At 65.0% G+C, this 24,205-nt stretch carries 19 protein-coding genes; 8 read left to right on the top strand and 11 right to left on the bottom strand.

All coding sequences use genetic code 11. The features are described 5' to 3' along the window. The first annotated feature begins 13 nt into the window (after positions 1-13). The 4 genes from F7R11_RS13445 to F7R11_RS13430 all read left to right on the top strand — a co-directional run bounded on the left by F7R11_RS13445 (position 14) and on the right by F7R11_RS13430 (position 4,198). Positions 14-595 (top strand): chromate transporter, encoded by a 582-nt coding sequence (locus tag F7R11_RS13445; protein WP_064804158.1) that lies wholly within the window; start codon positions 14-16, stop codon positions 593-595. Then, positions 592-1,122 carry a chromate transporter gene (locus F7R11_RS13440; RefSeq protein ID WP_064804156.1) on the top strand — a complete coding sequence of 177 codons (531 nt, stop codon included), beginning with the start codon at positions 592-594 and terminating at the stop codon, positions 1,120-1,122. Before F7R11_RS13445 ends, F7R11_RS13440 begins: the two co-directional genes overlap by 4 nt. Before the next feature lie 329 nt (positions 1,123-1,451). Further along, complete coding sequence (locus F7R11_RS13435) at positions 1,452-2,834, top strand: amino acid permease (protein WP_064804154.1); 1,383 nt, start codon at positions 1,452-1,454, stop codon at positions 2,832-2,834. A 44-nt stretch (positions 2,835-2,878) separates the two neighbouring features. Continuing rightward, positions 2,879-4,198: an MFS transporter gene (locus F7R11_RS13430; RefSeq protein WP_064804152.1), complete on the top strand. Its 1,320-nt coding sequence runs from the start codon at positions 2,879-2,881 to the stop codon at positions 4,196-4,198. Between the two features lie 3 nt (positions 4,199-4,201). Here F7R11_RS13430 and F7R11_RS13425 read toward each other — a convergent pair whose 3' ends face one another. Continuing rightward, a complete protein-coding gene (locus tag F7R11_RS13425) occupies positions 4,202-6,034 on the bottom strand; it encodes an ABC transporter ATP-binding protein (protein ID WP_064804150.1) in 1,833 nt (610 codons plus the stop codon). Positions 6,035-6,247: 213 nt separating this feature from the next. After that, complete coding sequence (locus F7R11_RS13420) at positions 6,248-7,924, bottom strand: L-lactate permease (protein WP_021195453.1); 1,677 nt, start codon at positions 7,922-7,924, stop codon at positions 6,248-6,250. A 293-nt stretch (positions 7,925-8,217) separates the two neighbouring features. On the opposite strand from F7R11_RS13420, the gene F7R11_RS13415 reads away from it, so the two are divergent. The 3 genes from F7R11_RS13415 (at position 8,218) to F7R11_RS13405 (ending at position 15,107) form a co-directional block, all read left to right on the top strand. After that, a complete protein-coding gene (locus tag F7R11_RS13415; protein WP_064804148.1) occupies positions 8,218-10,566 on the top strand; it encodes a patatin-like phospholipase family protein in 2,349 nt (782 codons plus the stop codon). Positions 10,567-10,734: 168 nt separating this feature from the next. Beyond that, positions 10,735-11,949, top strand: coding sequence for an efflux RND transporter periplasmic adaptor subunit (locus F7R11_RS13410; protein ID WP_231973089.1), 1,215 nt, complete (start codon positions 10,735-10,737; stop codon positions 11,947-11,949). Between the two features lie 2 nt (positions 11,950-11,951). Next, complete coding sequence (locus F7R11_RS13405; RefSeq protein ID WP_064804146.1) at positions 11,952-15,107, top strand: efflux RND transporter permease subunit; 3,156 nt, start codon at positions 11,952-11,954, stop codon at positions 15,105-15,107. A 5-nt stretch (positions 15,108-15,112) separates the two neighbouring features. Here the strand turns inward: F7R11_RS13405 and F7R11_RS13400 are convergent, their stop codons facing one another. From F7R11_RS13400 to F7R11_RS13360, 9 genes are all read right to left on the bottom strand, one after another. Then, a complete protein-coding gene (locus tag F7R11_RS13400) occupies positions 15,113-15,937 on the bottom strand; it encodes an alpha/beta hydrolase (RefSeq protein WP_064804143.1) in 825 nt (274 codons plus the stop codon). Continuing rightward, positions 15,934-17,220, bottom strand: coding sequence for an MASE1 domain-containing protein (locus F7R11_RS13395; protein WP_021195448.1), 1,287 nt, complete (start codon positions 17,218-17,220; stop codon positions 15,934-15,936). The genes F7R11_RS13400 and F7R11_RS13395 overlap by 4 nt, the downstream gene beginning before the upstream one ends. A 91-nt stretch (positions 17,221-17,311) precedes the next feature. Beyond that, positions 17,312-17,539 (bottom strand): hypothetical protein, encoded by a 228-nt coding sequence (locus F7R11_RS13390; RefSeq protein ID WP_064804141.1) that lies wholly within the window; start codon positions 17,537-17,539, stop codon positions 17,312-17,314. A 130-nt stretch (positions 17,540-17,669) separates the two neighbouring features. Then, positions 17,670-18,338, bottom strand: coding sequence for a phytanoyl-CoA dioxygenase family protein (locus F7R11_RS13385; RefSeq protein WP_064804139.1), 669 nt, complete (start codon positions 18,336-18,338; stop codon positions 17,670-17,672). Positions 18,339-18,352: 14 nt separating this feature from the next. Beyond that, positions 18,353-18,994 carry a glutathione S-transferase family protein gene (locus F7R11_RS13380; protein WP_064804137.1) on the bottom strand — a complete coding sequence of 214 codons (642 nt, stop codon included), beginning with the start codon at positions 18,992-18,994 and terminating at the stop codon, positions 18,353-18,355. 50 nt (positions 18,995-19,044) lie between these two features. After that, a complete protein-coding gene (locus F7R11_RS13375) occupies positions 19,045-20,235 on the bottom strand; it encodes an aminotransferase-like domain-containing protein (RefSeq protein WP_064804135.1) in 1,191 nt (396 codons plus the stop codon). A gap of 118 nt (positions 20,236-20,353) precedes the next feature. Beyond that, positions 20,354-20,824, bottom strand: a complete 471-nt coding sequence (locus F7R11_RS13370; RefSeq protein WP_064804133.1) for a RidA family protein — start codon at positions 20,822-20,824, stop codon at positions 20,354-20,356. Between the two features lie 58 nt (positions 20,825-20,882). Further along, positions 20,883-21,821 carry a DMT family transporter gene (locus F7R11_RS13365; RefSeq protein WP_064804131.1) on the bottom strand — a complete coding sequence of 313 codons (939 nt, stop codon included), beginning with the start codon at positions 21,819-21,821 and terminating at the stop codon, positions 20,883-20,885. A 13-nt stretch (positions 21,822-21,834) separates the two neighbouring features. Continuing rightward, positions 21,835-22,554, bottom strand: coding sequence for an alanyl-tRNA editing protein (locus tag F7R11_RS13360; RefSeq protein ID WP_064804129.1), 720 nt, complete (start codon positions 22,552-22,554; stop codon positions 21,835-21,837). Between the two features lie 132 nt (positions 22,555-22,686). On the opposite strand from F7R11_RS13360, the gene F7R11_RS13355 reads away from it, so the two are divergent. After that, positions 22,687-24,162 carry an aminotransferase-like domain-containing protein gene (locus F7R11_RS13355; RefSeq protein WP_064804126.1) on the top strand — a complete coding sequence of 492 codons (1,476 nt, stop codon included), beginning with the start codon at positions 22,687-22,689 and terminating at the stop codon, positions 24,160-24,162. Positions 24,163-24,205 lie beyond the last annotated feature (43 nt).

Below are 24,205 nucleotides of genomic sequence, written 5' to 3'. Positions count from 1 at the left end.
GTCGCCTGAATCAATGACCGACCTGAGCGCCGAGCCTGACAACGACGCTGCGGCCCCCGCAGCAAACGTTCCCTCCTGCAGCAAGCTCTTCACCGAGTTTGCGCGCATGGGGTTGTCAGGCTTCGGCGGCGTGCTGCCATTTGCGCGCGCGGGCATCGTCGACCGCAATGGCTGGCTCACCAACGCTGAGTTTGCTGAACTCCTGAGCCTGGGCCAGGTGCTGCCCGGCCCGAACGTCGTCAACCTCTCGGTGATGCTCGGCTACCGCTACCACGGCGTGCGCGGGGCGGCTGCGGCCATGTCCGGTCTGGTGGTTGTGCCTGCGGTACTGCTGCTGTTGATCGTCATGCTGTACGACCACTTCAGCGCGCTGTCCCTGGTGCAGAACCTGCTCAAGGGCATGGCGGCGGTGGCGGCGGGGCTGGTGCTGTCGACGGCGATCCGGCTGGCGCAAGGGCAGTCGCGCACGTGGCGCGCCATCGGCATTGGCTTAGCGGTGTTCCTGGCGATTGGCGTGCTGCAATGGCCGCTGCTGCCGGTCATGCTGGTGCTGATTCCGCTGGCGCTCGTGCTGGAGTGGAGGGCAACGCGATGACCTACCTCACCACGCTGTTCGACCTGTTCTGGCACTTCCTGACGCTGTCGTTTCTCGCCATTGGTGGGGCCAGCTCAACGCTGCCCGACATGCATCGCTTCCTGGTCGACACGCGACACTACATGACCAGCGAGCAGTTGAGCGCCATGTATGCCATCTCGCAGGCTGCACCGGGGCCGAACGTGCTGTTTGTCGAGCTGTTCGGCTGGCAGTCCGCTGGGTTGGGCGGTGCGATCGTCGCCCTGGTGGGCATCTGCGGGCCGTCCTGCGTGATTGCGGGTGTGATCGCTCGCGTCATGGACCGCGCACCCGATGCGCGCTGGGTCACGCTTATCCGACGTGGCCTCGCGCCGCTGACCATCGGCCTGATGTTCGCAACCGGCTGGGTGCTGACGCGCGGTGCAGATCACAGCATCGGCACCATCGTGCTGACGGTAGCGACGGTGCTGGCCTGCACCTTCACACGTGTGCATCCGCTGTTGCTGGTGGGGCTTGGCGCGCTCGTGGGCGGGCTGGGCTGGGTCTAGCGTCTAAGGGCGGGCGCGATGCATCGGCGCCGCAGGTGATCACAAAGGCGAACTGGGTTCGCCTTTTTTCATGGCGCGTGATCCGAGAAATCAGGTGCGCTGTGCTTCCTATTCTCGAAACCTCGGGAACACCCTAGTGCAACTCGTATTGTATATACAAGAGTATACGAATTATTGCGATGTTGCTTAGATATGGTGGCTATGCTTCGGCGCGCGTGCTGTCGCGTGTCCGAGCCGCGCCGCACTGGCGTCAAGCGGACGAAGATCCGCATGCCGCAGCGGTACGCCCCAAAGGCCACCTTGCTTACCCAGACAGGACAGGAGACAGATTGGAACACCTTCAACGCAACCTGCGCGCGCGGCATATCCGCTTTCTCGCGCTCGGTTCGGCCATCGGCACGGGCCTCTTCTATGGGTCTGCATCGGCCATCCAACTGGCGGGGCCGGCTGTGATCCTGGCGTACATCCTCGGTGGCGCGGCCGTGTACATGGTGATGCGCGCGCTGGGCGAAATGGCGGTGCGCCAGCCCGTCTCCGGCTCGTTCGGGCGCTATGCGCGCGACAACCTCGGGCCGCTCGCCGGTTTCCTCACGGGGTGGACGTACATCCTCGAAATGGTGATCGTCTGTCTGGCAGACGTGACGGCCTTCGGCATCTACATGGGTTTCTGGTTTCCCGATGTGCCGCAGTGGATCTGGGTGCTCGGCATCGTCATGCTGATCTGCGCGCTGAACCTGTGCAACGTCAAGGTGTTCGGCGAGATGGAGTTCTGGCTCGCACTGATCAAGATCGTGGCGATTGGCGCGATGATCGTCGGCGGCATCGCAATCCTGTTCCTCGGCGTACAGATGAACGGCGAGCAGGCGCCCGGCCTGAGCAACCTGTGGGCGCACGGCGGCTTCCTGCCGCACGGTGTAGGTGGCCTCGTCGCCTCGCTTGCGGTGGTGATGTTTGCCTACGGCGGCGTCGAGATCATCGGCATCACCGGTGGTGAAGCGCAGAACCCCGAGAAGGTCATCCCCAAGGCGATCAACGCCGTGCCCGCGCGCATCCTGCTGTTCTATGTGCTGACGATGTGCGTGCTGATGGCGATCTTCCCGTGGACCGGCATCGGTGGCCAGGGCAGCCCGTTCGTGCAGATCTTCTCCGGCCTGGGCATCAAGTCTGCCGCGGCGATCCTCAACCTGATTGTCATCTCGGCAGCCATCTCGGCTATCAACAGCAACATCTTTGGCGCGGGCCGCATGATGTACGGCATGGCCGAGCAGGGCCAGGCGCCGCGCATCTTTGCCGCAACGTCCCGCCACGGTGTGCCCTGGGTGACGGTGCTGACCATGGCCGGCGCGTTGCTGGGCGGCGTGGTCTTGAACTACCTGATTCCCGAGAACGTGTTCCTGATCATCGCGTCCATTGCCACCTTCGCGACGGTGTGGGTGTGGCTGATGATCCTGCTCTCGCAGGTGGCCATGCGCCGCCGCTTGTCGGCCGAGGAAGTGCACGCGCTCAAGTTCAAGGTGCCGCTGTGGCCGGTCGGTCCGGCACTCGCCATCGCCTTCATGATGTTCGTGATCGGTGTGCTGGGCTACATGGAAGACACCCGCGTGGCGCTGTACGTTGGCGCAGGCTGGGTTGCGCTGGTGTCGGCTGCGTGGTACCTCCGCGTCAAGCCGACCGCCACGGGTGCGCTGGCGGAAGAGGCGAGCGGGGTCTGAGCCAGCCAGCCGCCCCAAAAATAATCAATACGGAGACCACACCCATGTCCAACGACACCACCGCCCCGTCGTACGGCAGGACAGCCGGCGCGCCCGCAGCGGCGCACGCGCGTCCTCTGTCACGTCCACGCGCGATTGCCGCCATCACCATCGGCAATGGCCTCGAGTTCTATGACTTCGTGGTCTACAGTTTCTTTGCCACGCTGATCGGCCGGCTGTACTTCCCGGTCGGCAATGCCACGGGCCAGTTGCTGATGTCGTTCGCCACGTTTGGCGTGGGCTTTCTGATGCGGCCGCTCGGCGGCCTGCTGATCGGCATGTACGCCGACCGCGCAGGCCGAAAGCCGGCCGTGGCGCTCACGCTGTGGTTGATGGGCCTGTCGTCGCTGATCTTCGTGGTGACGCCGACGTATGCGCAGATCGGCATCATGGCGCCAGTGCTGGTGGTGCTCGCGCGGCTCGTGCAGGGCTTTGCCATCGGCGGCGAGATGGGTGCCTCGACCGCACTGCTGCTCGAATACGCGGACGACCGTTCGCGCGGCTTCTACACGAGCTGGCAGCCATTCAGCCAGGGGCTGGCCGCGCTGTTCGGCGCGCTGGTGGGCCTGCTGCTGAGCAACGTGCTGGCGCCGGCGCAGCTGGAGTCGTGGGGCTGGCGGGTCGCATTCCTGATCGGCATTCTCGTGATCCCGGTCGGCCTCATCATCCGCCGCCGTCTGGAAGAGACCGCCGCGCCGTCGAGCACGCATGAAGCCGATGCAACGCTGCCGCTGCTGCGCGAACACCGCCGCGCGCTGGTGGCGAGCATCCTGCTGATGATCGGCGTGGCCTCGTCGACGTACATCATCGTCTACTACCTCAGCAATTACGCCGTCAGCGTGCTGCACATGCCGCTGTCGCTGGGCATCTGGGCGGCGTGCGTCGCTTCCGTGGTGCAGGTGCTGCTGTCACCGTTCGCGGGCTGGCTCGCAGATCAGGTCGGACGCCGCAAGGTGGTGCTGTGGTCGCGCGTGGCGCTGCTGGTCATGGTCTATCCGGCGTTCGCACTGATCAACGCCGAGCCCTCGCTCGCGCGGCTGCTGATCGTGGTGGGCTGCCTGTCGGTGCCGATGTCGATGACCTCGCCGGCGTCGATGGTGCTCGTCAGCGAGGTGCTGCCGCAGCGGCTGCGCGCCACCGGACTGTCGATTGCCTACTGCGTTGCCATCGCCATCTTTGGCGGCTTCGCGCAGTTCTTCTCGACCGAGCTGATCCACCTGACCGGCAATGCGAACGCACCCGCGCTGTATGTGATCGGGTGCGGGCTGGTGTCGCTGATCGGCCTGGCGATGGTGCCGGAAACGCTTGGGCGCCGGCTATCGTAAGGCTCAGTCCACCCCGACAAAACCACCGGTCTGGTGCGCCCACAGGCGGGCGTACAGACCGCCGCGTTCCAGCAGTTCGGCGTGCGTGCCGCTCTCGACAATGCGGCCGCCGTCGAGCACCACCAGCCGGTCCATGCGCGCGATGGTCGAGAGCCGGTGCGCAATCGCAATCACCGTCTTGCCTTGCATCAGCGTTTCCAGGCTTTCCTGGATGGCGGCTTCCACTTCTGAATCCAGCGCTGACGTGGCTTCGTCCAGGATCAGGATCGGCGCATCCTTGAGCAGCACACGCGCAATGGCAATGCGCTGGCGCTGGCCGCCCGAGAGCTTCACACCACGCTCGCCGACCAGCGCATCAAAGCCGCGTCGGCCTTGCGCATCCGACAGGTGCGGGATGAACTCATCCGCGCGTGCGCGGCGCACGGCTTCCATCAGTTCCGCTTCGGTGCTGTCGGGTTTGCCGTAGCGCAGGTTGTCGCGAATGGAGCGATGCAGCAGCGACGTATCCTGCGTGACCATGCCGACTTGCGCGCGCAGGCTCTCTTGTGTGACGACGGCAATGTCCTGGCCGTCCACCAGAATGCGGCCGCGCTCCACGTCGTACAGGCGCAGCAGCAGGTTGACCAGCGTCGACTTGCCCGCACCCGACGGGCCGACCAGGCCGATGCGCTCGCCAGGGCGTACGACGAGATCCAGCCCTTCGATCACGCCGCTGCCCTTGCCGTAGTGAAAGCCCACTTGCTCGAAGCGCACTTCGCCGCGTGTGACGTGCAGCGGTTTGGCATCGGGGCGGTCCGTCACCGTGCGCGGCAGGGCGATGGTCTGCATGCCGTCCTGCACCTGCCCGACGTTCTCGAAGATGCCGTTGACCACCCACATGATCCAGCCCGACATGTTGTTGATGCGGATCACCAACCCCGTGGTCAGCGCGATGGTGCCGGCGCTCACGCGGCCCTCACTCCACAGCCACAGCGCGAGTGCCGTCGTGCCCGCAATCAGCAGACCGTTCATGGCAGTAATGGTGAAATCCATACCGCTGATCATGCGGCCCGAGAGGCGCGTCTTGTCGGTCTGCTCGGCCATCGCATCGCGCGCATAGGTTTCTTCGTGCTGCGTGTGCGCGAACAGCTTGAGCGTGGTGATGTTGGTGTAGCCGTCAACAATGCGGCCCATCAGCTTGGAGCGCGACTCCGAGGCGATGACCGAGCGCGCCTTCACGCGCGGCACGAAATAGCTCAGTGCGGCGATGTAGCAGCCGATCCACACCAGCAGCGGCACCACCAGCCACCAGTCCGCCTTGGCAAACAGCACCAGCGCGCTGACCGAGTAGATCAGCACGTGCCAGAGCGCATCCACCGATTGCACGGCCGAATCGCGCAGTGAAAAGCCGGTCTGCATGATGCGCTGGGCAATGCGGCCGGCAAAGTCGTTCTGGAAGAACGTCAGGCTCTGCTTGAGCACGTAGCGGTGGTTCTGCCAGCGGATCAGGTTCGACAGGTTCGGGTTGATGACCTGATGCACCAGCACATCGTGCAGACCAAAGATGACCGGCCGGGCGATCAGTGCGACAAAGGCCATCCACAGCAGTTCGCTGCGATGGCGGGCGAAGAATGCTGCCCCGGGCGTCGTCTGGATCATGTCGACGATGCGGCCGAGGAAGTCGAACAGCGCGACCTCGATCAACGCGCCCAGCAGCCCCACGAGCAGCAGGAGCGCGAACACGCCGCGCACCTCGCGCAGGAAGTAGGCGTAGAAGCGCCAGACGTCGCCCGGAGGCTGGGTGTCGGGCAGGGGACGGAACGGGTCAACGAGCTTTTCCAGGCGGCGCAGCAGCATGTCGGATCGGGAGGAAGGGACCGACGCCCCAGGGCGGGACGTGCGCGGAAGAGCGATCCATCATACGCGCGCGAAAGAACCCTTGCCCGAGCCTGGGCATTCGGGGTGAAGAATGCGGCGTGTTCCAAGTCCATTGGCGGTCTCAGTTGCTGGCGGCGGCACAAAAAAAGCCGCTCGGTTTGAGCGGCTTCTTGTGCTGATAGCGCCGGGTCTTCAATGCACGACCATGTGCGTGAACGGCTCCACGTATGCCTGCAGCGTGATCATCAGCCCCACCAGGAAGGCCAGTGCAATCGAGTGGAAGAACACGTAGCGCAGGATGTCGCCCTCGTGGCCGTACCACTTGGTGGCGGTGGAGGCCACCACGATGGACTGCGCATCGATCATCTTGCCCATCACGCCGCCCGAACTGTTGGCCGCCGCCATCAGCAGCGGCGGCAGGCCGAGTTGCTCGGCGGTGGTCTTTTGCAGGCCGCCGAACAGCACGTTCGATGCCGTGTCCGAACCGGTGAGTGCCACGCCCAGCCAGCCCAGCATCGTGCCGAACAGCGGATACAGCACGCCGGTGTGCGCAAAGGCCAGGCCCAGCGTGGCGTCCAGACCCGAGTAGCGGGTCAGGTACCCAATGCCGAACATCGCGCAGATGGTCAGCAGCGAATAGCGCGTGAGCTTGATGGTGTTCCAGTACTCCTTGAGCATGCGTGGGATCGAATAGCCCATCAGCAGGCCGCCCACGACGGCCGAGACCAGAATGCCCGTACCCGCCATCGACAGCACGTTGAAGAGGAACACCGCGCCTTCCTTTGTTTCCTTGGCGACCACCGGCGGGCCCTTGACCACCATCTTGTCCAGCCCCGGAATCGGGAACTTGAATTGCCAGATGCCGTCGACCAGCGCCTTGAACTGCGGCACGCCCCAGATGAACACGAATACCGTCAGGATCACCCACGGCAGCCACGCTTGCATCCGGCTGATCTTGCCGTCGGTAGCAGTGGTGGCTTCGCGGGCTTCAGCGGCGGCTTCGGGATCGACGCGGGAGTTGTCTTCACGGTTGCGCAGGGCCGTCGACGTCCAGATGGTCTTGGGCTTCCACACTTTCAGGAACAGCGTGAGCGAGCCCATCGACACCAGCGCCGCAATCACATCCACCAGCCACGGGCCATGGAAGTTCGACACCAGGAACTGCGGAATGGCGAACGACACGCCCGCCACCAGGATCGCCGGCCAGATCTGCAGCATGCCGCGGAAGCCCGCAAACGCCCAGATCAGCCAGAACGGCACCAGCACCGAGAAGAACGGCAACTGGCGGCCCACCATGGCCGACAGCTTCAGCAAGTCCAGCCCAGTGACCGAGGCCAGCCCGATGAGCGGCGCACCCAATGCCCCGAAAGCCACCGGCGCGGTGTTGGCGATCAGCGCCAGGCCAGACGCCGCCAGCGGTGAGAAGCCCAGGCCGATCAGGATGGCGCCCGTGACCGCCACCGGCGTGCCGAAGCCCGCTGCGCCTTCAAAGAAGGCGCCAAAGCTGAACGCCACCAGCAGCAGTTGCAGGCGGCGGTCTTCGGTAATGCCCGAGATGGAGCTCTGCAAGACCTTGAATGACCCATTCAAGGTGGTGAGCCGGTGCAGGAAGATGATGTTGAGGACGATCCAGCCGATCGGGAACAGGCCGGAGACGATGCCAAGGCCCGCTGCCTTGCCTGCCATGGCGGCCGGCATGCCAAACACGAACGACGCGATGCCGATGCCGACAATCAGCGCCAGGCCCGCAGCCAGATGGGCCTGCATATGAAAGAAGGCCAGCGAACACAGCAGCACGGCCACCGGTACCCCGGCCGCGATGGTTGACCACACGGCACTGCCGAGCGGGTCATAGACTTGATTCCACATCTTGATCTCCTCCTGTTTCTGGGCGTTTCAGTTCTTGGCGATACCGAACGTCTTCTTGCGGCCGCGTCTGGATAGATCAACGAGGCGAACGCGGATTTTAGGAACAAGCGTGTCGGGGTCTGCGCAATATTCTGTCACTTTCAACCTGAAAAGTATTCATCGGCGCGCGACGCCCGATGTTGTGCGGCTTGGTGCGGTGCGCAGGATTTGCACCGGGTAAATCCGGGTTGTGGAATCATTGCGCCTGCAAAGTTTCATTTGATAACAAATCAGCCCCGATCGATCCTTCCTTCATGGCTTTCCTGACGGCTCTCTCTCTGCGCCGCCTGGCCGTTGCCGGGCTGGTTTTGCTGATCGCATTCTCGCCAGCGGCGCGCGCCCAGACGGCGTCCGACGCCGCATCGACACCCGAGAAAAGCGAATCCACGCGCCCGCGCATCGGCCTTGTGCTGTCGGGCGGCGGGGCGCGCGGCTATGCGCATATCGGCGTGCTGAAAACGCTGGAGCGCATGCGGATTCCCGTGGACGTGATTGCCGCCACCAGCATGGGTGCCGTGGTGGGCGGGCTTTATGCCAGCGGCCTGCGGGCCGATGCGTTGGAGCAGAAGCTCACCCAGGTTGACCTGAGCGACATCGCCTTCGACCGCAACGAGCGCGCCAAGCTGCCCCAATCGCTGCGTGAGGATGATTTTCAGTATCCGATCGGTCTGTCTGCCGGTTATGGCAACGGCAAGCTCAAGCTGCCGGCCGGGCTGGTGCAGGGCAACCGCCTGCTGGCGCTGCTCAAGAACTGGACGGCGCAGTGGCCCGACAACATCAAGTTTTCGCAGTTGCCGATTCCGTTCAAGGCCATGGCAACCGACCTTGCGACGGGTGATCCGGTGATCCTCGATCGCGGCTCGCTGCCGTTGGCGATGCGCGCGAGCATGGCGGTGCCCGGCCTGTTTGCACCGATCGAGGTGGATGGGCGCACGCTGGTCGACGGCGGCCTGGTGGCCAACCTGCCGGTGCAGCTGGCGCGCGACATGGGCGCGGACATCATCATCGCCGTCAACATCGGCTCCGACCTGCAGCGCCCGGAAGACCTGGACTCTCCGGCCGCGGTGACGCAGCAGATGATCACCATCCTGGTCGGCCAGAACGTGCGCGCGCAGAAGGCGCTGTTGCGGGGGCGCGACGTGCTGATCGAACCGCAGCTCAATGAGTTGTCGTTCACCGACTTTGCCAAGGGCCCGCAGGGTGTGGCCCAGGGCGAGAAATCGGCGCGGGGCGTCGAGGCCAAGCTGGCGGCGCTGTCGATCTCGCCGCAGGCTTATGCGGCCTACCGCGCCGCCCACGTGCCGCAGGGCGTGCTGGCGGAGAATGCGCGCATCGATGCCATTGACGTGACCACCAGCGGCCGCGTGCCGGTGGCACGCGTGCGCCAGCTGCTCAAGGTGCGCGAGGGCGACCCTTACAACGCTGAAGAACTCAACCGCGAGCTGTCGGCCCTGGCGACGACCGGCGACTTTGAAACCGTGACGCAGCGTCTGGTGGAAGAGAACGGTGTGCACACGCTCAAGATCGACGCGCACGAGAAATCGTGGGGCAACCAGTTCTTCCTGTTTGGGTTGGGCATGTCGACCAACTTCGATGGGCGCGGCGCGTTCAACATCAACCTTGGCCATCGTTATCCATGGCTTACGCAGAGTGGGTTGGAGTGGCGCAACGACATCGTGCTCGGCAGCAACCGGGCGAGCATCCATACCGAGCTGCGGCAGCCATTGTGGCCGGCACGGGGGTTCTATATCGCGCCCTATGCAGAGTATTCACGCCGCCGCTCGGATCAGTACTTTGACGATCAGCCACCAACCAAAGACGCCAGACCGTTCAACAGTCTCACCATCGAAACGACGCGTGCCGGTGTCGACATGGGCATCCCACTGGGCCGCAAGGGCGAGCTGCGGCTGGGGGTGAACTACGTGAAAAAAACCGCGACCTACAACTACCTGTCGCTGGTGACGGATGACTCCGGCGACATCGTGGATGCGCTCAATCTTCCATCCCTGACGGCCACTCAGCCGGCATTCCGTGCGCAGCTCACACTGGACCAGCTTGACGACGCGCTGTTCCCGCGCAGGGGCTACTACCTGTTCGGCAGCGTGGAAGCAGGCTTCGGCTCGCCCGACAAGAAGTACAACATCGCCCAGGCCAAGGGCCTGTGGGCGACGAGTTATGGGCGCCACACGTTCAACGTTGCGCTGGAAGGAGCGGGGCAGTTCGGCGCAAACAGCCCGACGCAGGAGAACGGCGGTAACAGTGGTAACGGCGCCAATGAGGGTTTCTATCTTGGTGGCTTCCAGCACCTTTCTGCCTATGCGCAGGACCAGTTCAACGGGCAGTACCTGCTGTATGGCCGTCTGACCTATCTGTACGACCTGCGCGTGGATGATCTGCTGGGTTTGCGCGCACCGGTCTTTGGCGCGAGTGCAGAGGCGGGCAACGTCTGGCAGTTGCGCAACAACTTCGGTCGCGGCGGTTACCTGAAGAGTGGCAGCGTGTTCGTCGGCGGTAACAGCCCGATCGGGCCGTTGTACTTCGGTTTTGCACTGGCGCCGCAGGGCGTGTGGAACGTCTACCTGCAGTTGGGGCGCGTGTTCTGACGCCGCTTCACGCAGTGCATGTACGCAGGCGCCTTGGGGAAGTGCCTGCTTCGTAAGGTCTTGATCAGATTGGGAAATCAATCGACCAAGCCGTAGCGGGGCTGCGTGCTAGCCTTCCGCTTCGCTTTTTCAATATCTCGGGCGCGCACGCGCCCAGCCCCCTTTCCCATGATGTTCTCCGTGTTGTCCCAGGGTTCCCGTTCGTTCCGGTGGTTGTTCTGCGTAGGTGTGTTCGGCGCGCTGGTGGCCTGCAGCAAGCACGCTGATGAGGCTGCCAAACCTGCCGGCCCGCCGGAAGTCGAGTTTGCGGTTGCGCAGCGCTCCGATGCGCCACTGGTGACCGAGTTGCCCGGCCGTATCGAGCCGTATCGCACGGCAGAAGTGCGCGCACGCGTCGATGGCATCGTGCTCAAGCGCGCCTATGAAGAAGGGCAGGTGGTCAAGGCGGGCCAGGTGTTGTTCCGCATCGATCCCGCACCGCTCAAGGCGCAGGTGGATGCCGCACAGGGTGCGCTTGCCCGTGCGCAGGCGCAGGCCGCCATTGCCCACGACAAGGCCGCGCGCTACAAGGGCCTGGCTGCCACCCGTGCCGTGAGCGAACTCGAATACGCCGAAGCCCAATCCGCCGAGCGTCAGGCCGCAGCCGATGTGGTTTCCGCCCGTGCCGCGCTGGAGACCGCGCAACTGCGCCTGGGCTATGCCACGGTTACCGCGCCCATTGGTGGCCGCTCGCGCCGCGCGCAGGTGACCGAAGGCGCGCTGGTCAAGGAAGACGCCGCGACGCCGCTCACCACGGTCGAGCAGATCGACCCGATCTACGTTGACTTCGCCCAGCCTGCTGCCGAGGTGCTTGCCTTGCAGCGCGCACTGAAGAAAGGGCAGGCTGCTGCATTGACGGGGCAGGACATTGGCGTGCAAGTGATCCTGAGCGATGGCGTGGCCTACGAGCGCCCGGGCAAGTTGCTGTTCTCCGATCTGGCGGTGGACCGCGCGACGGATAACGTCTCGATGCGGGCCGTGCTGCCCAACCCTGATGGCCTGTTGCTGCCCGGCATGTACGTCCGCGTGAAGCTGTCGCACGCGGTGCAGCAGGGCGCGGTGACGATTCCGAAGGGCGCCTTGCAGCGCGATCGTCATGGCGCGACCGTGTTCGTGGTGAAGGCCGACAACACGCTGGCGGCGCAGCCCGTGGCTGCGCAAACGTTGGCCGGCGATCAGTGGCTCGTGACGAGCGGCCTGACCGGCGGCGAGCGTGTTGCCATCCCCGGCATGCAAACACTGGAAGCCGGCATGGCCGTCAAGCCGGTGCCTGCCACCAAGCACGCCAGTAGCGTCACCGATAGTGCCGCTGACACCAAGCCGACCGAGCGCACCAAAGGCTGACCATGGCACGTTTCTTTATCGACCGCCCGGTCTTTGCCTGGGTGATTGCGCTGGCCATCATCCTGGCCGGCCTGCTTGCGCTGCCGAGCTTGCCGGTGGCCCAGTATCCGAACATCGCGCCGCCCAACGTAAGCATCAACGCCAACTATCCGGGCGCGTCTGCGCGCACGGCGGAGAGCGCTGTCACGGCCATCATCGAGCGCGAGATGAACGGGGCGCCGGGGCTGCTGTACATGTCGTCGTCGTCCGATGCGGCGGGCAACGTGTCGATCAACCTGTCGTTCAAGCAGGGCACCAGCCCCGATCTGGCGGCGGTGGAGGTGCAGAACCGCCTGAAGATCGTCGAGGAACGCCTGCCCGAAGTCGTGCGCCGCAACGGCATCCGCATTGAGAAGGCGGCCGAGAACTACATGATGTATCTGTCGCTGACGGCCGAGCGTGGCCGCTTCGACGGTATCGACCTGGGTGATCTGGCCTCGTCCGACCTCATTCCGCAACTGCGCCGCGTGCCGGGTGTTGGTACCGCACAGTTGTTCGATGCGGAATACGCCATGCGCATCTGGCCCGATGCGGACAAGCTCACCGCGCTCGGCCTCACCGCCGGTGACTTGAGCGATGCCGTGCGCCGTTACAACGCGCGCATCACCGTGGGGGAAATCGGCAGCGGGGCGGTGCCGGGCAGTGCGCCCATCAACGCGAGCATCACCGGTGACGATGGGCTGACCACGCCTGATGCGTTCGGCCAGATTCCGCTGCGTGCCGATGCGCAGGGCCGCATGATGCTGCTGCGCGATGTGGCGCGTGTGGAGCTGGGCGGTAGCGACTACCTGTACCTCTCACGGATGAACGGCAAGCCGGCCACGACCATCGGCATCAAGCTCGCGCCGGGTGCCAACGCGGTGGGTGTGGCCAAGCGCGTGCGTGCAGTGCTGGACGAGGCGCAAGCCCATTTCCCGCCGGGCGTGCGCTACGAAGTGGCGTACGACAGCTCGCGCTTTGTCGGCATCGCCATCGAGCAGGTGGTCAAGACGCTGCTCGAAGCGGTGGTGCTGGTGTTCCTGGTGATGGTGCTGTTCATGCAGAACCTGCGTGCCACGCTCATCCCCACGCTGGTCGTGCCGATTGCGCTGCTGGGCACGTTTGCGGTGATGCTGCCGATGGGCTTTTCCATCAACGTGCTGACGCTGTTTGGCCTCGTGCTCGCCATCGGTATCCTCGTTGACGATGCCATCGTGGTGGTGGAAAACGTTGAGCGCGTCATGCACGAAGAGGGGCTCTCGCCGCGCGATGCCACGGCCAAGGCCATGCGCCAGATCAGCGGGGCCATCGTCGGCATCTCGCTGGTGCTGACGGCGGTGTTCGTGCCGATGGCGTTCTTTGGCGGCGCGGTGGGCAACATCTACCGGCAGTTCTCGTTGTCGCTGGCGGTGTCGATGGTGTTCTCGGCCTTCCTGGCGCTGACGTTGACGCCGGCCTTGTGTGCGACGTTGCTCAAGCCGGTGGAGCCTGGGCACAGCACGGAGCGCAAGGGCTTCTTCGGCGCGTTCAACCGCGGTTTCGGGCGATTGACTGCGCGTTACCAAGGTGGTGTCGCCAAGCTGCTGACGCGTACCGGCCGCGCGCTGATTGTCTATGGCGCGATCATCGGCGTGGTGGTGCTGTTGTTCATGCGCTTACCGACCGCCTTCCTGCCGGAAGAGGACACCGGCGAGTTCATGACTGTCGTCATGCTGCCCACGGGGGCCACGCAGGCACAGACGCTCGACGTGGTGCGCGAGGCCGAGCAGTACTTCATGACCAAGGAGCCGGCTGTTGCATCCACGCTGGCCATCACGGGCTTCAGCCTGTACGGCAACGGGCAGAACGCGGCCATGCTGTTCCTCACGCTCAAGGAGTGGAAGCACCGCAAGGGTGACGACCAGCACGTCGATGCGGTGGTCGCTCGCGCCAATGCCGCGTTCGGCAAGATCAAGGGCGCGATGGTCATGGCGATGAACTCGCCCGCGCTGCCGGAGTTGGGCAGCAAGCCCGGCTTCGATCTGCGTCTGCAAGATCGCGGCGGCGCCGGCTACGAGCGCCTGGCGCAAGCGCGCGACCACGTACTGGCCGCGGCCGCCAAGCATCCGGCACTGTCGGACGTGACCTTTGCCGGCCAGGGTGATGCCCCACAGATCCTGATCGACGTGGACCGCAAGAAGGCGCTGTCGATGGGCGTGTCGATTGACGACATCAATCGCACGCTGGCCGTGATGTTCGGCTCCGACTATGCGGGCGATTTCGTCTACCGCAACCAGGTGCGCCGCGTGATCGTGCAGGCTGACGGCAAGCAGCGCGTGTCGGTCGAACAGCTTGGTCGCATGCACGTGCGCAATGCAGCGGGCACCATGGTGCCGCTGTCTGCCTTCACCACCGCCAAGTGGATCGTCGGGCCGCTCAAGCTGGACCGCTACAACGGCTTCCCGGCCATGTCGATCAGCGGCTCACCCGCACCCGGCCACAGCTCGGGTGAGGCGATGGCCGCCATGGAATCCATCGTGCGCGACCTGCCCGACGGCTTTGGCTATGAGTGGACCGGTCAATCGTTCGAAGAGCGCTTGTCGGGCGCGCAGGCGCCGGCGCTGTTTGCGTTGTCGATCCTGGTGGTGTTTCTGTGTCTGGCGGCGTTGTATGAAAGCTGGTCGATTCCGCTGGCCGTGATGCTGGTCGTGCCGCTGGGCGTGCTCGGTGCGCTGCTGGGTGCCACGCTGCGTTTCCTGCCCAACGACATCTACTTCAAGGTCGGCCTGATCGCCACGATCGGCTTGTCAGCCAAGAACGCGATCCTGATCATCGAAGTCGCCAAGGACCTGGTGGCGCAGGGCATGGGGCTGATTGAGGCGACGCTGGAGGCGGCGCGCCTGCGCTTCCGGCCGATCGTGATGACCTCGCTGGCGTTTGCATTCGGCGTGGTGCCGCTGGCGATGGCAACGGGGGCGGCATCCGCCAGCCAGCGCGCGATCGGTACGGGTGTGCTGGGCGGCATCATCACGGCGACGGTGTTGGCGGTGTTCCTGGTGCCGGTGTTCTTTGTGGTGGTGCGGCGCGTGTTCAAGGGCAGCGAGCGCCAGCGCCGGCTGGATGCGGCGCACGAGCACGAGACGGCCGGGCCGGCGGCCTGACTAGCTCAATCGGCGGCGGCTGTGGCCTTACGCCTGGCGGCCGCCGGGTCGAACTGGAAGAAGCCCAGCAGCTCGGCCGCGACCTGATCACGGTCGTTGTCTACGCAGATCATGTGGTAGCTGTTTTCCAGCACCACGGTGCGGGCATGCGGCAAGTTGGCCTGCAGGGTCTCGGCAGAACGCAGGCTGGTCAGTTCGTCTTCACGGGCGTGGATGATCAGCGTCTCGCAGGGGGTGGTGCGCATGGCTGCATGTGCCTTGGCGCGCAGCCGATCGACTTCGCGAATGCACGTGAGCGGCACCCACGGATAGTGGAAGCTGTCGCCGCGCGCGAGCTTGGCCTTGATGATCCGTCGCAACAGCGGGTTCTTGATGCCGAAGGGCTCGTCTTCTTCCACACGCATGCGCGCGGCCATGCCGGGAATCCGGTACACCGCGTGACGCAGCTCCCGGTACCACGGCGTCGACCAGCCGTCGATGTACATAGGCGTGGCCAGCAGCGCCAGCCTGGCTTGTGGGCGATCCACGCCGTGTCGCACGCGATGCGCCAGCACCAGCGCCAGCAGCGCGCCCATGCACATGCCAGCGATGTGCACCGTTTCATGCTCGGCCAGGAGTTGGTTGTACGTTTGCGCAAGCGTATCGAGCCACGCCTCGGCATGTGTGGCGAGCAGGTCTTCCGGGCGCGTGCCATGGCCGGGCAGGGTGGGGGCGAGCGCCACCGCGCCCGCGTTGCGCAGCGCTTTCTGCAGCACGCCCAGATCGTAGGACGTACCGCCCAGGCCATGGATCAGCAGCACAGCCGTGCTGCCGGGCGCCGGCGTAGTCACAGTGCCGTCTCGACCGACCAGGTACCGGCCACCAGCGCCGTATTGCCCACGGCGTCCGTCAGCGGCCCGCCGGTATCCACCACTGTATGCAACGTGCCGTCGCGTGCGGTCAGGCGCAGCGTTTGCCGGCGTGCGGGCGGGACAGCCTCATCGTCGAATACCGGCGTGCCCAGCCAACGAGCGCTCAAGCCGGCGCGGTCGTCCGGATGCACGAGCTGCAGCACGGTGGAGACCGAAGCCATGGTTTGCGCGTCATGCCCGAAGGCCAGTGTTACGTCGCCGCCCCAGTCGATGCGGCCGCTGGCCGGGTCGATGGTGTAGACGAGCTGGCTGGATGCGGCCAGTGCAAGCTCCACGCGGTTCTGCCAGTGCGCGCTTTGCTCGTGCAGTTGCTCGCGCGTCGTCTTGAGCGCGCTCACAAGCAGCACCAGTAGTGCGGCAACGCCCAGGTACAACTGCGTTTCCAGCAACGATTGGCCGTAGTGGCGATCGAGCACTGCAAACGGGCCATCGCCTTCGGCCGTTTGCGTGAGCGCCACCAGCGCCAGCAGCAGCACCGCCACCGAGCCGCCGCGCCCGCCCCACAGCAGGGCCACCACCACGGCAAAGAACAGCGGGACGTAGGTCAGCGCAAAGCCAATGCCATCGCCAAACTTGTCCGCGCTGTTGCCATCGAAGACCACGTAAGACGACACGGCCAGCGCGATGAAGGCCACCAGACCGAGCAGGAAGTCGGTGCGATCGGTCCCCCCCGAGCGGAATGCGCGAAAGCGCGACCAGGCCGCCAGCACTGGCGTGACAATCAGCACGCCCAGGAAATCCGATGCGCCCCAGACCCGGAAGACGTGTCCGAACGAGCCGCCCTGCGACCACGCAAACCATGCCGCCCCGAACAGCGCGCCGACAATGCCGCTGATCGCGCCCGCCGTTAGCATGGCGCGCAGGAAGTACAACCCTTCAAGCGGCACGCCCATCAGCCGGATCAGCGCCACGGCCAGCGCCGAGCTGCCGACCTCGTCCAGCGCGAAGAGCATCGCGTGCGCCGGATTGGTGTGCTCGATGGCGGCCAGCGCCAGTTGCGCCACGGCAAAAGCGGCACCCAACCCCGGCCATTCGCGGTACGGCCGCAGCATGAAGGCCGCCATGGTCACGCCCGCCGGCAGCCAGATATAGCCCGTCATGTCCACCGGCCCGTTCAGGCGGTGCGACACGATGGCGGCAACCAGATACAGCACGCCCCACAGGATCGTGGCAACGGGGGTGGAAAGTCGGTGGAATCGCATCCGGGTTTCCCTCGGTAAAAACAAAAAACCGCGCCGGCGTTGAGGGCCGTGCGCGGTTGGTGATGCTACCGCAATCAGCTACGGTGTTGGCTTAACGCCAACCCTCGTGCCAGCCATGGTGCGGGTGCCACCATCCCCAGCCGTAGTGCGCGTGATAGCGCCAGGTATAGCCCGGTCCAGGGGCGACAGCCACTGGTGCGACATACACCACACCGGCCGGGGCCACCGTGGGCGGCTCGATTGGTGCGACCACACAACCGGCCAGCGCACTGCTGAGCGCCAACGCGGGCAGCAAAAGGCGGAATCCAACGTGCTTCATCAAGACATCTCCTAGTCATTCCAGGGCGGGCGCCCGGACATGAGGCGCGTCACACGGAATGACGCTTGCGCCTACCGCTCTTGAACGGGAGCCCGGTGGGTGTGGATGACTGGAGGTTTGTAACAGCCTATTAATCGCGGCGATCGGACGACCAGCGCAGGCCGAATGGCAATGTCCGCGGTCCATAGACGAAATGCAGTACGCGACGCGGTCGCCCGCTGGTGACCTTGGAGGAGGCATGCAGCAGAAGTGGGCGCATCAGCAGCACGCCACCGCGATCTGCCAGGCACGTGACCTCGCCAAGTCGGTCGCGTGTGCCCAGCATCTCGGTCTGACTCGCCCGGCCCTGCCGATGAGATCCCGGCACGACGCGCAACGGACCTTCAGCTTGGCCACAGTCGTCCAGGTGTAATCGGACGGCGATCAGGTCTTCCAGCACGTCATGTGGCGGCTGCACGTACAGTTGGCCATGCTTTTCAGACCAACCGGTCAGCGATGGATCGTTCACGCATTCCGCCACAGGAATGCTCAGGTCCTGGTGGATCGCTACCAGCCAGTTCTGCTCGGCGGACTTATTGAAGCCAGTGCATTGCACGGCGACATGCGAAGCAGGGATCAGCGGTGCAAGGGCATGGTGCTGGTGCAGCGTAACCGCCAACTCTGCGCACCAAGGCTGCGAAAGCAGTTCACGCGTGCCTGCGCCGTTGGTTTGCAGCTTGTCGGCTAGACGTTCGCAGGCCGCATTTGCCAATACGTTTGGGACGATGGTGTAGCCGTCAGCCAGAAAATCGCCGGACATCGGTGTGAGTCTGTTCAGACCACCGGCAACGCCAACACTTCCTGCGCCGCGCGCCGATCGCGCAGCTCGGCCATCCAGCGCTCGAGGTGGGGACGCGCCGGGCGCTCGATCGGCAGCCCGAACCAGCGGTGAGCGGCGCAGCCGCAGACGATGTCCGCCATGGTGAAGCGCTGGCCGGCCACATAGGGCTGTTTGGCCAGCACGGTGTCGAGGATGGCGGTGGTGCGCTCGGCAGCCTGGCGCGAGCGCTCGATGCGGGTGGCGTCGCGCTGGTCTTCCGGCGTACGTACGAGCTGCAGGAACGCATCCACCATCGACGGGCTGAATGAGGTGGTCTGCCAATCCATCCAGCGATCGGCGTCTGCGCGCTCGTGCAGTTCAAGCGGGTACAGGTTGCCCGGGCCGTAGCGTGCGGAGAGATAACGCACGATGGCGTTGGACTCCCACAGGACGAAGCGCGTGTCGCTGGAATCGTTCAGGCCGTCTTCGATGACGGGGATCATGCCGTTCGGGTTCATCGCCTTGAATGCCGGCGTGTCAACGCCCCCGAAGGCACCGCCGACGTCGATGCGCTCATGGTCGAGCGATAGCTCGCGCGCGCACCAGACCACTTTCTGTACGTTGACCGAAGAGAGTCTTCCCCAGATCCGCAGCATCGACGACGGCTCCTTTCCTTTCAATAGATGCGTGAGTTCAGTGACGTAATTTAGGCGGCCTTGGGTGTGATTGCCGCAATTTCTGCGCGCATCAACTCACCCAGCACGGCAATGCCTTGTTCAATGCGTTCCGGCGCCACCGTCACGAACGCCAGGCGCAGGGTATTGCGGCGCGGGGCGTTGGCATAGAACGGTGCGCCCGGCACGAAGGCCACGTTGCGCGCGACGGCTTTTTCCAGCAGCGCCATCGTATCGATGCCTTCCGGCACTTCCACCCAGATGAACATGCCGCCTTCCGGGCGATTCCAGTGCACGCCTTGCGGCATGTGGCGCTGGAGCGAATCGAGCATCGCCTCGCACTGCTTGCCATACAGGTTACGGATGCTCGGGATGTGCGTGTCGAGCAGGCCAGTCTTCAGCACCTCGTAGGCCACGCGCTGCGTGAAGCTGGGCGTGTGCAGGTCCGATGCCTGCTTGGCCTGCACGAGTTTGAAGTGGATATGCTCGGGCGCAATGATGTAGCCCAGGCGCATGCCCGGCGCCAGGATCTTCGAGAACGAGCCCATGTAGATCACGCCGTCCGGGTTGAGCGAGCGCAGCGAGGGCAGTTGATCGCCGGTGTAGCTCAGCTCGCCGTACGGATCGTCTTCCACCAGCAGCACGCCGAGTTCCTTGGCGCGGGCCACCAGGGCCTGGCGGCGCTCCAGCGGCAGACGGCGGCCGGTCGGGTTCTGGAAGTTCGGGATGGTGTAGAAGAAGCGCGCGCCAGCGGTCAGCTCGGGCGTGAGCGCTTCGGGCAGCAGGCCCTTGTCGTCGCTGGGCACCGATGCATAGGCCGGCTCGAACAGCGAGAACGATTGCAACGCGCCCAGGTAGCTCGGCGTTTCGACCATCACCTTGCTTTGCGGGTCGATGAAGATCTTGCCCAGCAGGTCCAGCCCCTGCTGCGAGCCCGTCGTGATGAGCACGCGCGATGCGGTGGTGCCATGACGCTGGGCAATCCATTCACGCAGTCCGGACAACCCTTCAGTCGGGCCGTACTGCAACGCGGCCTGCGGGTTGTCTGCAAACATGCGGGCGCACGCCGCCTGAATCGCTTCGACCGGGAAAGTGACCGGGGCGGGCAGGCCGCCGGCAAACGAAATGACCTCAGGACGTTCAGTGATCTTGAGGATTTCCCGGATCGCCGAGCTGGTCAGTTTCTGAGCACGGTTGGAGAAGGTACAGGCGGTGTGGTCCATGGTGTGGTCCTAGTGTTGCGACGCCCACCTCGTGAGCGGGCGCCGTGGGTGGGCAAAGCGAAAAGGATAGCAGGCAACGCCCCCGCCTTGGGTGACAGGAGCGTCGCAATTGGGGTGCTTAAGCGACTTCAGCAATCAGCTCGATTTCGACGCACGCGCCGAACGGAATCTGGGCGACGCCGAAGGCGCTGCGCGCGTGCTTGCCAGCATCGCCAAACACGTCGGCAAACAGCTCCGATGCGCCGTTGGTCACCAGGTGCTGCTCGGTGAACTCCTGCGTGGAATTGACCAAGCTCATGACCTTGACGATGCGCTTGACGCGGCTCAGGTCGCCGCCCAGGTGCGTATTCAGCGTGGCGATCAGGTCGATAGCGATGGCGCGTGCGGCGGCCTTGCCTTCTTCGGTGGTCATGCTGGCACCTAGCTTGCCAACCCACGGCTTGCCGTCCTTCTTGGCGATGTGGCCGGACAGGAAGACCTGGTTGCCGGTTTGCGCGGCCATGACGTAGGCGGCGGCGGGGGCGCCGGCGGCAGGCAGTTCGATACCGAGTTGCTTGAGCTTGGCCTGGGCGTCGTGCGTGGCGGACATGAGGACTCCTTGAGGTGTTGGGTGAATAAATACGGGTGAGGTAACGCTGACAGACGCGCTATCGGCGCACCGACGTCCGCCGGCCGATGCCGACCACGGCAATCACTGCCAGCGCAAACAGCACAGTGGGCGCATCCAGCGATTCGCCCAGCAGCAGCCAGCCGCCGATCAACGTCATGAAAGGTTGCAGCAATTGTATCTGGCCGACCCGCGCAACACCGCCCGCAGCCAGGCCCGAATACCAGAACAGGAAGCCGATGAACATGGAGAAGGCCGACACGTAGGCCAGCCCCACCCAAGCGCGGGCGGACGCATGCGTCAGCGCTTCGGCCTGATGCGTGGACGGCAGCCACGCCAGTGCACCCACCATCGGCAGCAGCACGGGCAGCGAGATGACCAGCGCCCAGGCAATTGTCTGCGTGCCGCCCAACTCGCGCGAGAGCTTGCCGCCCGTTGCATAGCCGAGGGCGCCAGTCACCATGGCGGCGAACAGCAGCCAGTCGGCGCGGTGCAGGGCGCCGGCACCTTGCAGCAGCGCAAATGAGACGACGAGCACGCTGCCCACCACCGCACACAGCCAGAACCCCGTCGATGGCCGTTCACGCCCAAACCACGCGGCAAACACAGCAGTCGCCAGCGGCAGCAGGCCGGTGATGATGGCGCCATGGGCAGCCGGTACATCGCGCATTGCCAGCGAAGAGAACAACGGAAAACCCACCACCACGCCCATCGCCGTGACCGCGAGTTGCCACCACTGGCTGCCATGCGGCCGTTTGGCTGCCGCGAACGCGCCGGTGGCTGCCAGCAGGCCCAGCGCCAGCACACTGGCCAACACCGCGCGCACGAGTGCCACGAAGGTCGCATCCAGCTCGGCCACGGCCATGCGGGTGAACGGCAGCGTCTGGCTGAAGATGGCCACGCCGATGAAGCCGAGCAGCATGCCGCGGCGTTCAGCGTGGTCGGTGTGGTGCATCGGCAGGGCGGCGGACTTGTTCATGGCGCGCGCCCGCTCAATCTGCAAACGCCACTGCCACGCGGCGGTTCTGGCGGCTCTTCTTTTCGATCTTGGTGACGACCACGCGGCCGATCTCGCCGGTGGCGCGCACGTGGGTGCCGCCGCACGGTTGGCGGTCGATGCCGTCGATATGGATGATGCGGATGGCTCCAGCGCCCACGGGCGGCGCAGCGCCGATGGTGCGCACCAGTTCGGGCTGCGCGGCCAGTTCTTCCGGCGTGATCAGGTCGATGCGCACGGGCGTGTTGCGGCCGATGAGTTCGTTCAGTTGCGTGGTGAGCGTGTCGCGGTCGAGCGTCGATTCGGGCAGGTCGAAATCGATGCGGCCGGAATCCGGCGAGATGCCGCAGCCTGTGACTGGCACCGGGATTAGCGAGCCGAGCAGGTGCAGGCACGTGTGCAAGCGCATCAGCCGGTGGCGACGGTCCCAGTCGATGGCGGCGGTGACGGGCGTGCCGGAAGCGAGCAGGGTGAGATCTGCGCCCTCGGCCGGCACGTGCAGCACCGTCTGGCGATCCGGGCTGTAGACGGTGTCGGCAATGGCGATGGTTTGCCCATCGCCGAGGGTGAGCACGCCGGTGTCACCCGCCTGGCCGCCGCTGCGGGCGTAGAACACGGTCTGGTCCAACTCGATGCCTTCCGGATGTACGGCGACGACGGTGGCGTCGCAGGTGACGCGGTAGGCGTCTTCGTCAAAGCGCTTGAGCGTTGGCATGGCGGGGGTCTCCGATTCGCTGGGTGCGGATTTCTGACCTTGATCCTACCGAACTGTGTCTGTACAGTACCTGTACACTTTGTCATGGTGCTTTCTGTACAGTTCTCGGCCCTTCTTTTGCCCACCTCCGTCATGACCGCTTCCTCCCAAATCGTCAGTCTGGATGCCCGGCGCGCCACCGCAAGGCCGGCTGCGGAGCAACTGCCCGACCCCATTCCATCGGCGCAGATGACGCTGGTGGATCAGCTGACCGAATGGGCGCGCATGCGCATCGACGAGCGCGTCTTTCGGGCCGGCATGCGCATGCCGTCGATCCGGCAACTGGCGCAGGAGAAGAGCATTTCGCGCTTCACCGTGGTGGAGGCGTATGAGCGGTTGGTGGCGCAGGGGTATCTGGAGTCGCGTCGCGGCTCGGGCTTCTATGTGAAGGAGCGCCATACGCCGCTGCCGGAAGAGCCGGTCGCGCCGCTGGCGGTTGGGCGCAAGGTGGATGTGGCCTGGCTGCTGCGCAACATGTTTCTTTCGGCCGAGCCGCGCAAGTCGCCCGGGACGGGTTTCTTGCCCAACGGCTGGTTGGATGGCGAGTTGATCGCCAACGCATTGCGCACACTGGGCCGCCAGAACGGCAGCCAGTTTCTGGCGCCGGGTTTGCCGCAGGGCTTCTTGCCGCTGCGCCAGCAGTTGCAGACGCGCCTGGCGGAGCTTGAGATCGGCGCACGGCCCGACCAGATTGTCATGACCTCAGGCATCACCTCATCGCTCGACCTGATCGCGCGCCAGTACGTGCAGCCCGGTGATACGGTGCTGGTGGCCGATCCGGCGTGGTTCCTGATGTTCGGCCGCTTTGCCGCGCAGGGTGCCCAGGTGATCGGTGTGCCGTACACCACCGAGGGGCCGGACCTGGTGGCCCTGGAAGGGCTGGTGCAGGTGCGCCGGCCCAAGCTGCTGATCATCAACTCGATCCTGCACAACCCGACGGGCACGTCGCTCTCGGCGGCCAAGGCGTTCCAGTTGTTGCGGTTGGCCGAGCAGTACGGCTTCCTGATCGTCGAAGACGATATCTATGGGGACCTCGCGCCGCCTGGACACCAAGGCACGCGCCTGGCAAGCCTCGACCAGTTGCGCCGCGTGATCTACCTGAGCAGTTTTTCCAAGACGCTGGCGATCAACCTGCGCGTGGGCTTTATTGCGTGCCATCCGGAGTTGGCCAAGAACCTGACCGATAGCAAGCTGCTGGCGGGTCTGACCACGCCCGAGATCAACGAGCGGGTGCTGTACAGGATCCTCACCGAAGGCCAGTACCGCAAGCATGTCGACCGGGTGCGAGGCCGCCTGGACCGTGCCCGGGATGGCGTTCAGCGCAACCTCGAACGCATGGGCCTGAAGCTGTTTGCCCAGCAGGGCGCGGGCATGTTCCTCTGGGCCGATACCGGGCAGGACACCAACGCCATCGCCCGTGCCGGCCACGAGCAGGGCTACGTGTTTGCGCCGGGGAGCCTGTTTTCGCCGTCGCAGATGCCGTCTACGTGGATGCGCTTCAACATTGCCACCAGCGGTGACCCCGACATGCTCCGCTTCCTGGCCGAACAGCTCGATCGCGGGGCTTGAAAACCGGGCCATCCGCCTTATCTAGCCTCACAAATTCATGCGG

It is taken from the genome of Ralstonia insidiosa (genome assembly GCF_008801405.1).
GTDB classification, from domain to species: Bacteria; Pseudomonadota; Gammaproteobacteria; order Burkholderiales; family Burkholderiaceae; genus Ralstonia; species Ralstonia insidiosa.
The sequence above is the reverse complement of the archived record's forward strand: the minus strand, read 5'-3'. Positions and strand labels throughout refer to the sequence as shown.